The organism is Streptomyces sp. 2P-4 (assembly GCF_030167965.1).
In the GTDB taxonomy this organism is placed as follows: Bacteria; Actinomycetota; Actinomycetes; order Streptomycetales; family Streptomycetaceae; genus Streptomyces; species Streptomyces globosus_A.
Genome location: NZ_CP095011.1, coordinates 351,975 through 363,808, shown reverse-complemented (window position 1 = coordinate 363,808; position 11,834 = coordinate 351,975). Strand labels below are relative to the sequence as shown.

The window sequence follows — 11,834 nt, the reverse complement described above, 5'->3', positions numbered from 1 at the left end:
GAAGCATGAAGATCTCGGAGCTCAGCCGCAGAACCGGCGTGCCGGTCGCCAGCATCAAGTACTTCCGCCGCGAGGGCCTGCTCCCCGCAGGCCGTGCGACCGCCGCCACCCTCGCCGAGTACGGCGACGAACACGTCCAGCGGCTGCGGCTGATCAAGGCGCTGACCGCGCTCGGCGGACTGTCCATCGCCGCCACCCGCGACGTGCTCGCCGCCCTCGACCGGGCCGACACCACCGACGGCACCCTCGGCGCGATCAGCTACGCGCTCCCCGTCCCCGTCGCGGAATCGCCCGCCACCGACTCCGAGGACGACGCCCGCGCCGCGGCGGCCGCCGAGGCGGACGTCGCGGAGCTCGTCGCCGCCATGGACTGGCAGGTCCCGTCCGCCTCCCCGCACGTCCGGGGACTGGCCACCGCCCTCAAGGAGCTGAGGCGCCTCGACCCGCACTACCGGCCGGACCGCCTCGTCGCCTACGCCGGCCTCGCCCGCTCCATCGCCCGCCTCGACCTGGAGCGCGCCGCCGCCATCGACGACCCCGCGGCCCTGGCCGAGCAGGCCGTCATCGTCTTCGCCCTCTCCGCGCCCGTCCTGGAGCTGCTGCGCCGGCTCGCCCAGGAGGACCTGGTCCGCCGCCGCATCGCCGGCGACGCCGGCGCCCCCGGGGCCGACGCAGCTCCGCAGCCCGCCCCCGGCGGCACCGGGGCGCCCTGACCGGCCCCGCCCCGCCGGGCGGCGTCAGGCGGCGAAGACCCGCGCCAGGTGGGCCGCCAGCCCGGCCGCCGCCTCCGGCGCCCCGACCGGCGCGAGCCGCACCCCCAGGTAGCCGTCCGGCCGCACCACGAACGCCGTCGCGCCGCCCGCCCCGTACACCCGGGCGAACTCGCCCCGGCCGTCCACGAACACCGGCAGCGGCGCGGCGTCCGAGGCCGACCCCTCGTACGCGGCGTCCACCGCCGCCCCGTGCCGGTCACGCCCTTCGCCGCCCCCGGAGGAGTCCGGCGCCGCGAGGACCACGCATGCATGAGGCCCGCTCCCGTCCGCGCCGCCGCCCGCGCCGGCCGACCGGCGGGCCAGCGCGGCGAGCTCGCCGCACGCGGCCAGGTCCGCCGCCGACTCGGCGTACATCACCAGCACGTGCCCGCGGTCCCTCAGCAGGTCGAACAGCCGCAGCGGCACCGCCGCGACCCCGCTCGTCAGGCCGCCGCAGTCCGGAGCCCGCTCCCCGGGCCCCGGGCCCGCGCCGTTCCCGCCGCGCGGGCCGACGACGGGACTGCCGGGGTACGCCACCAGCAGCTGCGCCTCGCGGAGCCGGGCCGTGCCCGCGTCCTCCGCATCCGATGCGGCGCCCTGCCGGGCGTGCCGGACCGTCCGGCCCACCACCTCCTCGCCGACGGGGTGCCGCTCGGCGTGGTAGCTCTCCAGCAGCCGGGGGTGCGCCCGGCCCGCCACGGCGAGCGCCAGCTTCCAGGCCAGGTTGTGGGCGTCCTGGATGCCGGTGTTCATGCCCTGGGCGCCGGTCGGCGGATGGATGTGCGCCGCGTCGCCCGCCACGAACACCCGGCCGTCCCCGTACCGGTCCACCAGCCGGTGGCTGATCCGGAACACCGACGACCAGCGCAGTGCCGACGCGGTGACCGGCTCGGGCGCCAGCCGGTCCAGCACCGCCTGGATGTCCTCCAGCCCCGGCCCCCGCCCGGTCTCCAGCCCGTGCGCCACCCCCTCCGCCCCGCCGGCGCCGCCGCCGGAGCCCGCCGCGGACAGTTCGGGCGGCACGAGCATCGACATCCGGTACCGGTGGCGGCCCGGCAGCGGAATGCACACCAGGACGTCGTCCACCGCGCCGTCCGCACCGTGGTGCAGCGAGCGGACGCCGTACCCCGCGGGCAGGCTCCAGTCCACCTCCACGTCGCCGAGCATGTACTCCTCGGGGAACGCCCCGCCCTCGAAGGAGAGGCCGAGCCCCTTGCGGACGGTGCTGTGCGCGCCGTCGCAGCCCACCAGGAACAGCGAGCGGACCTCCTCGCCGCCGCCGGCCGTGGTGATCCGGCTGAGGACGCCGTCCGCGTCCTGCGCGAACGACACCAGCTCGGTGCTGCGCTCGATGCGGGTGCCGAAGCGGGCCAGGTGCTCCTCCAGGATCCGCTCCGTCTCGTACTGGGGGAGCGCCGCGAAGCCGTACGGCACCTCCGGCGGCAGCCGCAGGTCGATGCGGCCCTGCTCGGCCCCGTCCACGTACAGCAACTGGCCGCACATCGGGACGGCGGCCTCCAGCGCGGCGCGGACCAGGCCCATCCGGTCCCACACCTCCAGGGTGCGGGGCTGGATCCCGACCGCCTTCGCGTACGGCAGCCGGCCCGGCAGCCGGTCGATGACGCGGCAGGCCACGCGCTGCCGGCGCAGTTCCGCCGCCGCGGTCAGTCCGACCGGTCCGGCGCCCACGATCAGCACATCGGTGTCCGTCACTGGCCCTCCCCGGGGAGATCCCCGAGCGCGTGTCCTCCCATCGTCGGCCGGGGCCCCGGCGCCGGCCACCCGGCGCCGGGGCCGCGCCCGCGCGGAGGGGATCCGGCGGGCGCGGGACGGCGGGTCAGACGCCGCGCGGCCGGTCGTCCACCACGGAGCGGAGCTTGCCGCTCGTCGGGACGCGGTCGAGCGCGGCGCCGTCCACCGCCTCGACCACCAGCTCCAGCAGCCCCTCGGCCACGGCCGAGCGGAGCTCCGGATACCCGGACAGGAACACCGCGCGCAGCCGCTGCGGATCCGTCCCCTCCGCCTGCTCCACCCGCACCGCCAGCCGCTCCCGCTCCGGGCCGGCGCCGATGCGGAGCTGCAGCTCCCCGCGTTGCCCGCCCTCGCCGGCCAGGGCCGTGAAGCGGCGGTGGTTCAGCAGGTACGTGGCCACCCGCACCGTGTCGCCGGTCCGCCCCAGCAGCTCGAAGCGCGGGGCGAGGCTGCCGCACGGGCAGCGGCCCGGGATCGCCCTGCCGAGGTCTCCGATGACGTACCGGCCCAGCTGCTGGCCGCGCCTGGCGTGCGTGGCGAAGACCAGCCGGCCCGCCTCCCCGGGAGCCGCGGGCCGGTCCTCGGCCTCGTCGAGGATCTCCAGGGTGTGCAGGTCGGCGTGCAGGTGGTGGACGCCGCCCGAGCTCTCCGTGCACTGGTAGCCGAGCGGGCCGAGGTCGGTGCTGCCGTAGGTGATCGAGCGCACGACCCCGATGCCGAAGTCCTCCTCCAGCACCCGCCGCTGCTCCGGCGTGAAGTGCTCGCCGCCGTAGAAGACCTTGCGCAGGCCCCCGTAGGCGCGCAGCGTGTCCGCCTCCGCATGCAGCAGCTGCCACAGGTAGGACGGCATCCCGAAGAGGGTGTCCGCCCGGTGCTCGACGATCGCCCGCGCCGTCGCCGCGTGGTCGGGGCCTGCCGCCAGCGGCAGCTGCACCCCGCCGAGCCGCTCCAGCACGGAGAAGAAGCTGATGAAGCTGCCGTACATGCCGCCGCAGTAGAACAGGTTGGCGGTGCGGTCGCCGACCGGGTCGTACCCGGCGGCGATCAGGCCGCGGGCCGCCGCCCGCATCTGCGTGTCGTAGTCGTCGTAGCTGAACAGCGACAGCGCCGGGGCGCCGGTGCTGCCGCCGCTGTGGAAGTACAGCTCCGCGTCCGCCCGCGCGACCTGCCCGTTGCGGGCCTGCACCTCCTCCTTGCCGACCAGCGGCCCCTCCGGGCGGGGCAGGGCGACCGGGCGCGCCAGGTCGTCCAGGCAGGCGGTCGTCGCGAACAGCTCCGGGTCCGCCTGGACGGCGACGCGCCGGCTGTAGCGCTGCAGCGCGTACACGCCGTCGTGCGGCTCGCCCGCGTAGCTGTGCGGCATCGCCCCGACCGGGGTGACCCGGGTCGCGCCGGCGGCCAGCACGGTGCGGGACAGCTCGGCGATGTCGGCGCGGCTGCCCGCGATGCCCGCGGTCTGCAGGTAGCGGCGCATCGGGCGCAGCGTTGCGATCAGCTCCTTGCGGGGCAGCGGCTTGACCCACACGCTGCGGTGCAGGGGGGACGCCGTCAGCGGCGAGCGGGTGTCGGCCATGACCCGCCACGAGCCGTCGGGGGCGGCGAACACCCGCGTCAGGCCCAGGTGTTCCTCCAGCCGCGCCACCAGCTCGGTCGTGGTCAGCTCGGCCTCCCCGGCCGGGTCGGGCGCACCGGCCGGGCCCGCCGGGACGGCCGGCGGGCGGGCGCCGAGGACGGCGGCGAAGCGCTCCGCGAACGCGAAGACCTCCCCCTCGTCCCGCGTGTCGAGGTAGACGACCTGCGGGCTGGAGCAGGCCTGCTGCTCGTACAGGCACACGTCGTCCGCGAGGGCCTCCAGCACGGACGGCTCCGACCAGGCGTCCGCCGTCAGGTAGGCGAAGGAGATACGGTGCCCCCACTCCACCAGCCGGCACCCGGCCGGCACATGGGCGGCGACCCCCTCGACGGCGGCCTCCCCGCCCCACACGGCGACGGCGTCCGCGGGCGCGCACATCAGGCGCAGCCACTCCTGCCGCGAGGACGGGAAGCGCAGGACGACGATCCGTGCGGCCAGCGCCCCGGTGGGGTCGAGGGCCGCCAGCTCGGCCGTCAGGGCCTGCGCGAGGAGGGTGTCCGCGCTGCTGGTCTTGAGGACGTTGACGTTCCCGGCGAGGAGGCCCTCGACGATGCTGAGCGGCGCGACGGTCGCGGCGTTGCCCGGCGCGATGTGCGCGACCATGCCGACGGGCGCCCACGCCTCGTAGACCGTCTCGCGCGGATCGGCCCGGTCCAGGCGGCCCGGCGCGGCCCCGCCCAGCTCCCGGCGCAGCTTGCGGGTGAGTTCCCGGCGGCCGAGGGCCTGCCCGAGCTCGGCGAGGAGCGCCGGGTCCTCCCCCTCGGGGAGGTGGGCGGCGAGCCGGGCGCGGACGGCGTGCGCCGGGTCGAGGAGGGCGGCGGACAGGGCGTCGCAGGCGGCGATGACGGTCTCGGTCTCCAGGACGCCGGCGAGCGCGGCCTCGACCGCGGCGGGCAGGTCGGCCAGGCGGCGCCCGGCCTCCTCGTCGCCGATGAAGGCGCCCTGCCAGAAGTGCGGCGCAGCGGCGGTCGGAGCGGCCGCAGCGGCGGTGGTGGTGTCGATCATGGTCAGGCCATGCCCTTCATCAGTTCGGCGGCGGCCACCGCGCAGCTCCGGTTGCGGCTCACCCCGGCACGCCCGTGGACGGTGAACCAGGGGGTCGGCACGTCGCACCCGCAGGCCTCGCCCGGCTGCAGCGAGGCCAGGTCGCCCATGACGACGCTCTGCGCCGGGACGGAGGTGATGTACGGCGACACCAGGTGCAGGTAGCCCGGCTCCCCGTACGGCAGCGGTTCGAGGGTGCGTGTGGAGCGGATCACCACCCGCGACCACACGGGGGCGTGCAGCCGGTGGCGGTCGCACTCCACGTACGGGATGCAATGCTCGACGGAGCCGAAGGTGTCCCGGATCCGCTCGCCCGGAATGCCCAGCTGTTCGGTGACCCGGTCGTACAGCTCCTCCTTGCCGATGCGCCGGTCGGCGTGGCCCTTCCACCCGCCGCCGAGGACGACGAGGGAGCCCTCCGGGAGCTGCAGCGGAGGCATGCCCATGGCGCGCATCCGCTCCAGGGTGAAGAAGAGGAAGGCCGGGAAGCCGAGGATGCGGACCGGCGCGCCGTCCTCGGCGAAGCGCCGGAGGGCGGCGATGCAGCCGAAGGGGTCGAACTCGTGGCCGCTGCCGGTGTTGCGCAGGGCGTACGCGACGCTGCGGGCCGGCGCGAAGTCGCACAGGTAGTTGTCGGTGAAGGCCGTGCCGAGATTGAGGGAAGGCGCCGGCTCGTAGCTGTAGAGCAGGTAGTTGACCTCCTGCCCGGGGGTGATCCAGCCGTTGCGCTCGAAGATCCGGGCGACCATGCGCTGCGCGGAGCGGATCGTCCAGGTGTCGAAGAACATCTGCGACTTCTGCCCGGTCGTGCCCGAGGACGTCAGGTGCAGTTCGACGTCCTCGCGGGGGATCGACAGCACCTCGTGGCGCTTGAAGAAGTTCGCGTGGACCAGCGGCGTCCGGTACGGCTCGGCCGGCGGCGTCGCCTCGTACAGCGAGCGGAAGAACGGCGACCGCGCGCGGTGCCAGGCGTGCGACTCGGCCATGGCCGCGGCGAACAGCTCGTCCTCGGCAGGCCCGCAGGCGTAGGGGTCGGTCAGGTCGCACAGTCGCTGGACGTGCGGCAGGAGGGCCGGGTCGGGTACGGACACCGGCGCGAGATGGGGGTTCATCGGGCAACCTCGGATGGGGTGGGCAGGTGGGTCGACGCCCAGGCCGACACGTAGCAGTCCAGGTAGGGCCGCAGCGGCGGTTCGACGGCGACGCCGCGGAAGTCGATGCGCTCCGAGGAGCGCGACAGCACGGCGTAGTCGCGGAAGCCTTCGCCGTCGGCGCGCATCGCCGGGTACAGCGCCCCGGCGACGAACCCCTGGGCGTGGAAGGCCTGGAGGGCTTCCGGGCGGTCCAGCGGCACCAGGGCCTCGACGTAGCCGGCGCCGGCCCGGGCCAGGGCGCGGGTGACGGGCTCCAGGTACGCGGCGGCCGCGGCCGGCTCGGGGTGGGCGGTGAGGAGGGAGCAGTAGCCGCCGGTGCGGTTGAGGTAGGCGTACACCTCGAACCGGCCGTCCTCCGGGGTGAGCAGGACGTTCGGGGTGTGCAGCGGGTAGAACCAGTCCCCCCGGCCGGGGAACCGCTCCCGGAAGCGGCGGCGTACGAACGCCGGGGCCTCGATGACCTCCAGGCGCTCGGCGTCCGCCGGGGCGGCCGGCGCGGACGCCGGCCCGGACACCGCCCGGACGCCGGGGTAGGCGATGCCGAGGGCCTCCTCGGCGGTGCGCAGCAGCGGCATGAGGGCCGCGGGGACCTCGGTGACGGGCTTGCGGCGGTCCAGGACTCCGGCGGAGTGCCGGGCGTACAGGGCGAGGCTCTCGCGGCTGCGGAGGTCGACCGCGTTGGGCAGGATGCCGAGCGGGCGGAAGCCGTTGCGCAGGACGACCCGCTGGGGGCCGGCGCTGACGGTCCGCACGGTCGCGTACACCGAGTCCAGGCGCCCGGTGTCCAGCATGCCGGCGCACAGCTCGGCGGTGAGGGCGCCGGCCAGGCCCCCGGAGCGGTGCCCGGGGTGCACGGCGATGCCTTCGAGGCGGCCGATGCGGCTGCCCGCCTCGCCGTGGATGGCGGCCGACCCGGTCAGGGCGCCGCTGTCGGGGCAGCGGCCGACGAGCCACAGGGAGTGCGGGTCCCCGATCAGCCGGGCCATCTCGGCGGGGTCGGTGCCCAGGGCCACGGGGTAGTGGGGTCCGTAGACGGCGTAGTACAGCTGGCGCAGTTCGGCGATGTCCGCCGGGCAGGCCCGGGTGATGGCGGGCTTCACCGGCCGCCTCCCTCGGCGCCGGCGGCCGCGCCCGGCACGGGCACAGGGCCGGGGCCCGCCTCCGCCTCGGCCTCCGGCTCGGGGTCGGGCGTGCGCGCCCCGAGGAGGGCCAGGGCGAGGGCGGCCGGGAGCAGGCCGGCGCCCTGGACCAGGCACAGCGTCTGCGGGGACAGCACGTCGCCCGCGGCGCCGAAGGCGAGGGACGCCACCGGCAGGGAGGCTCCCAGCACGGCCTGCATGACGGCGAAGAAGCCGGGCTTGTCGGCGGGCGGCACGAGCCGCTGGAAGAGGGCGACGAACCGGACGCTGACCGCCCCGGCGCACCAGCCGGACACGGCGAGGCCGCACACCGCCACGGCGCGGTGCGGGGCCAGGCCCGGGAGCGCCAGCGCGGCGGCCATCAGGGCCAGGCAGTACGCGCCGGCGACGGTGGGCCGGCCGGGGATCCGCGTCCCCGTGAACGCGCCGACGAGCGCGCCTGTGCCCAGCGCGGCCTCCAGCAGGGCCACGGTGCCGCCCCCGCCGTCGAGGACGGAGCGGGTGTAGAGCGGGACGACGACGAACACGGCGGCGGTGAACAGGTTCGCCGCGGTGAAGCACACCAGGATCCGGCGCACGTAGGGCAGTTCGCCGAGGATGCGGCGCAGCGGGCGCCCGCCCGGCGCGGCCCCGCCGGCCGCCGTCGCGCCGTCCCCGGCGGCGGGCGCCGGGTTGCGGAAGCGTGCGGTGGCGACGAGGACCGCGGCGCCGAGGTAGGCGGCGGCGCAGCCGGCCGCCAGCCCCGCGACACCGGCCCCGTCCACGGCGAGCGCGCCGAGCAGCGCCCCGCCGAGCCCGGCCAGCGACTGGGTGGACAGCTCGAAGCCGGTGGCGGCCTCGATGTCCTCGTCGTCGACGAGTTCGGGGATCGAGGTCGTCAGGCACGGGTCGAAGAACGCCTGGCAGGCGGCCAGGGCGAGGGCGGCGGCGTACACGCCTGCGAGCGGCGGCCCGCCCGCCTGCGCCCCGGCGGCGAGGACGGCCGCGGCGGCCGCGGCCAGGCCGGCGGCGGTCCGCAGCACCGAGCGGTGCGCGTACCGGCCGACGGCCTTCGCCACGACGGGCGCGAGGGCGACCGCGGGGAGCGTGCAGACGGCCATGAACAGCCCGGAGGCGAGCCCCGCGGCGTCCCGTACGGCGTAGGCGACGAGCCACCAGGAGACGCCGACCTGGAACATGCGCACGGCGGCCTGGGTCAGGACCTGGCCCAGCCACACGGCGCCGAAGGCGCGGTTGCGCAGCACGAGCGGGGCGCGCCGCGCGGGCCGCCCGGCCGGCGCGGGCGCGGCCGAGGGCGCGGTCGGCGCGGACGGCGGTGCGGCGGTCATGCGGTGGGCCTCTCGTCGAGGACCCGGACGAGCTTCCCGGAGCGCGGGTTGACGGCGAGGTCGCGGTGGCGCGCCCACTCCACGGACAGCGGGTGCACGAACCCGGCGGCCGTGCTCTGCGGGTACAGCGGCCGTGCCGCCTCCAGTTCCGCGACGACGGCCTTGGCGAGGGTGTCGAGGCCGTCGCCGGCGTCGCCGGGTGCGGTCGCGAGGCGGAGCACGAGCCCGTCGCGGCCGTCCCAGCGGCGGACGACAAGCTGCATGCCGACGACCCGGCCCGCGGTGTCCGCGGCGGCGACGGCGTCCTGCGCGTCGTCGGTGTGGAGCGAGACCGGCCCGACGCGTACGCCCTCCTCGGCGCGGCCGAGGATGCGGAAGTGCCCGGGGCCGGTGCCGGTCCACTCGGCTCGGTCGCCCGCGGGGTAGCGGATGATCGGCATGAGGCGCCGGAAGAGGCTGGTGACGACGACCCGCCCGGGCCGCCCCGGCTCGGTGACCGGCTCGCCGGTGGTGTCGTCGAGGATCTCCACGACGGAGTACGGGGTGAACGCGCGGTGCACGCGGGCGTCCGGGCCGGGCACGGGCCGCCCGAGCAGTCCGGCGTCCACGCTGGCGTAGCCGACGGAGCGGGCCTCGGCGCGGGGGAACGCGGTGGCCAGCAGGCGGCGCTGGTCGTCGAAGAGGGCCTCGCCGCCGAAGAGCAGCAGTTCCACCGACTCCAGCCGGTCGCCGCCCGCCGCAAGGTGCTCGGCCAGCCGGCACAGGGTGGTGGGCGTGCCCGCGACGACCTGCGCGGACAGGTCGCGCAGCGTCGGAACCGCCGAGTCGAGCGGGGCTCCGCCGCCGACGGGCAGGCGGACGTTGTCCACGGGGGCGTGGGCGAGGGAGTCGAGGATGAAGAGGAAGCTGGCGTACAGCTCGCCCGCGTAGAACAGGTCGGCGACGCGGTGGCCCGGCCGCAGGCCGGCGTCCACCAGGCCCTGGCCGAACGAGGTGACGAAGGTGCGCCACTCGTCGCGGGTGTAGGCGGAGAGTTTGGGGGCACCGGTCGTGCCGCCGGTCTTGAAGACGGTGGCCTCGCTGAGCGGGCCGGTCAGAACGCGGCTGCCGGGGAAGGTGTTGGCCTCCCAGAACCGCTTCTGGTCGATGACCGGGAGGTCGGCGAGGCGGTCGGCGCCGGACGGGAGGGACGCGTAGAGCTCCTCGTAGAAGGGCGAGTTGCGACGGGCGAAACGTATGAGGTCCGAGAGCTGCTGGGCGGACATGGGCCTTTGCCTAGATGACGGGATACCGGGGCGGGAGCCACCGTGCGCGGCGGGGCCTTGAGCCCGCCTGCGAACCATCCGGTGCGACCGGGGAACCCCCGTGCCCCCGCCTCCTCGGCGCACGCCGAAAGCTGACGTGCAGTCATGATGATGGAACATCAGTGCGCCAGTCGCCAAATCTGCCAAATATATCCGGCCAGTCAGACGATATTCAACAACTTTTCTGTTTCTTTCGGTGGCGGTGGGGGCCGGTCACAGAGGCGGAGGGGCGTTCTAAGCTCGTCCGATGACGGAGAACGAGATCAAACTGAAGGCCATCGCCGCGCTCACCGCCCTCCGCTCCGGGGCCGACGCCGGGTTCGTCTCCGACGTGCTGGCCGAGGTCATGCCCACCCAGTTCGTCGTCCCGGCGGACGCCAGTGCCCAGGAGGTCGGGATGGCCGTCCTGGAGCAGATGTCCGCGCCGCTGAGCGCGCTGGTGAACGGCTTCATCACCGCCTTCGACGCCCTCGCGGACGCCCACGACGAGGCCGACCCGCCGGTGTCGACGGAGCAGATCCTCCAGGACCTCGCCCTGGCCCTGGCCCGTGAGGACACCGACTGACGCGCCGCCGCTGTCCGGGCGTGCCTCCGGCCGCCCGGCGGGTCGCGGGCGGCGGAGGCCGGGGCGGCGCCCCATGGTGGGGGCATGGACGTCGACGCGGTGATGCGGGAGCTGTACGCACTCCACCCGGCCGGGTTCGTCGCGGCCAGGAACGCGTACGCGGCCCGGGCCAAGCGGGAGGGCGACGCGGAGGCCGCCCGCGCACTCGCCGCGCTGCGGCGTCCCACGCTCGCGGTGTGGGCGGCGAACCTGCTGGCCGCAGCCGAGCCCGAACGGGCGGCGGAACTCCTGGAGTCGGGCGATGCCCTGCGCAGGGCGCACCGCGACCTCGACGGCCGGCGGATCCGGGAACTGTCGGCCGCGCGGAACCGGCTCTCGGCCGGCCTGGCCCGCGATGCGGCCGCGCTGGCGGAGGGCGCGGGGGAACGCGGCGGCGGGGTGCCGGCCCGGGACGTCGAGGCCGTCCTCCACGGCCTGGCGGGCGATGAGGAGTCCGGCCGGGACTGGGCCGCGGGACACCTGGCGCAGGCCCCGGCACCGCGACTCGGCTTCGAGGGCCTGGAGCCGGGCCCGGCCGCCCCGGCCGCCCGGCCCCGCGCGACGCCGGGCACGGCGGAACGGGAGCCGGGGGCGGACCAGGGCGGGGCCGAGCCGGTGGAGCCCGCGCCCCCTGCGGGCCGCGGACGGAAGGAAGCGGAACCACCGCGGAAGCGGCCCGGGAAACCGGCAGGCAAGCCGGCCCCCGAGCGGGCCCGGGGGTCGGTGAAGAAGGCGGCGGGGAAGACCGCGGAACCGGAGCCGACTCGCCCTCCGGAGCCGGCGCGGGATGCCGTGGCCGAGCGCCGGGCCGCCCGCCTGGAGGCCCGTGTCGAGACCGCGCTGCGGGCGGTCGCCGCAGCCGAGGAGGAGGGGGAGCGCGCCCGGGCCGCGCTCGACGGGGCGCAGAAGGAGCTGGACCGGACCTCCGCGGCCGCGGAGGCGCTGCGCGAGGAGCTGTCCCGGCTGGGAATCCGCCTGGAGGCCGCCGAGGCGGCCGCCGCAGCCGCCCGGTCCCGGCACCGGCGGGCAGAGCAAGCCCTCCACAAGGCGCAGCGCACGGCAGACGCGGCCGCCCGCCGCCTGGACGCCGCCCGGGCAGGCGGGCGCTGAGCGACCGCGGCGCC

9 protein-coding genes are annotated in these 11,834 nt (G+C 76.5%); 3 read left to right on the top strand and 6 right to left on the bottom strand.

Annotated features, from left to right (window positions below; translation table 11 throughout):
* Window positions 1–5: 5 nt before the first annotated feature.
* The gene (locus MUK52_RS01700) at window positions 6–713 is read left to right on the top strand and encodes a MerR family transcriptional regulator (protein ID WP_114055595.1); all 708 of its coding nucleotides are present in this window, start codon (window positions 6–8) and stop codon (window positions 711–713) included.
* A 24-nt stretch (window positions 714–737) separates the two neighbouring features.
* On the opposite strand, the gene MUK52_RS01695 is transcribed toward MUK52_RS01700, so the two are convergent.
* The 6 genes from MUK52_RS01695 to MUK52_RS01670 form a co-directional block, all read right to left on the bottom strand.
* Entirely contained in the window at window positions 738–2,465 is a 1,728-nt protein-coding gene (locus MUK52_RS01695) for an FAD-dependent monooxygenase (RefSeq protein WP_114055596.1), read from the bottom strand.
* A 124-nt stretch (window positions 2,466–2,589) separates the two neighbouring features.
* A complete protein-coding gene (locus tag MUK52_RS01690; protein ID WP_284574292.1) occupies window positions 2,590–5,142 on the bottom strand; it encodes an acyl-CoA reductase in 2,553 nt (850 codons plus the stop codon).
* A 2-nt stretch (window positions 5,143–5,144) separates the two neighbouring features.
* Window positions 5,145–6,293: a LuxE/PaaK family acyltransferase gene (locus tag MUK52_RS01685; protein ID WP_114055598.1), complete on the bottom strand. Its 1,149-nt coding sequence runs from the start codon at window positions 6,291–6,293 to the stop codon at window positions 5,145–5,147.
* On the bottom strand, window positions 6,290–7,435 hold the full coding sequence (locus MUK52_RS01680) for a GNAT family N-acetyltransferase (RefSeq protein ID WP_246042530.1): 1,146 nt from the start codon (window positions 7,433–7,435) through the stop codon (window positions 6,290–6,292). The genes MUK52_RS01685 and MUK52_RS01680 overlap by 4 nt, the downstream gene beginning before the upstream one ends.
* Complete coding sequence (locus MUK52_RS01675; RefSeq protein WP_284574290.1) at window positions 7,432–8,802, bottom strand: MFS transporter; 1,371 nt, start codon at window positions 8,800–8,802, stop codon at window positions 7,432–7,434. The genes MUK52_RS01680 and MUK52_RS01675 overlap by 4 nt, the downstream gene beginning before the upstream one ends.
* Complete coding sequence (locus MUK52_RS01670) at window positions 8,799–10,067, bottom strand: phenylacetate--CoA ligase family protein (RefSeq protein WP_114055600.1); 1,269 nt, start codon at window positions 10,065–10,067, stop codon at window positions 8,799–8,801. Before MUK52_RS01670 ends, MUK52_RS01675 begins: the two co-directional genes overlap by 4 nt.
* Window positions 10,068–10,353: 286 nt before the next feature.
* On the opposite strand from MUK52_RS01670, the gene MUK52_RS01665 reads away from it, so the two are divergent.
* Window positions 10,354–10,671 carry a hypothetical protein gene (locus MUK52_RS01665; RefSeq protein WP_114055601.1) on the top strand — a complete coding sequence of 106 codons (318 nt, stop codon included), beginning with the start codon at window positions 10,354–10,356 and terminating at the stop codon, window positions 10,669–10,671.
* A gap of 84 nt (window positions 10,672–10,755) precedes the next feature.
* Entirely contained in the window at window positions 10,756–11,820 is a 1,065-nt protein-coding gene (locus MUK52_RS01660) for a hypothetical protein (protein ID WP_284574288.1), read from the top strand.
* Window positions 11,821–11,834: the final 14 nt, after the last annotated feature.

Coding starts and splice junctions, on each gene's coding strand:
- MUK52_RS01700 (WP_114055595.1), top strand. CDS start 6: ATGAAGATCTCGGAGCTCAGCCGCAGAACCGGCGTGCCGGTCGCCAGC.
- MUK52_RS01665 (WP_114055601.1), top strand. CDS start 10,354: ATGACGGAGAACGAGATCAAACTGAAGGCCATCGCCGCGCTCACCGCC.
- MUK52_RS01660 (WP_284574288.1), top strand. CDS start 10,756: ATGGACGTCGACGCGGTGATGCGGGAGCTGTACGCACTCCACCCGGCC.
- MUK52_RS01690 (WP_284574292.1), bottom strand. CDS start 5,142: ATGATCGACACCACCACCGCCGCTGCGGCCGCTCCGACCGCCGCTGCG.
- MUK52_RS01670 (WP_114055600.1), bottom strand. CDS start 10,067: ATGTCCGCCCAGCAGCTCTCGGACCTCATACGTTTCGCCCGTCGCAAC.
- MUK52_RS01675 (WP_284574290.1), bottom strand. CDS start 8,802: ATGACCGCCGCACCGCCGTCCGCGCCGACCGCGCCCTCGGCCGCGCCC.
- MUK52_RS01685 (WP_114055598.1), bottom strand. CDS start 6,293: ATGAACCCCCATCTCGCGCCGGTGTCCGTACCCGACCCGGCCCTCCTG.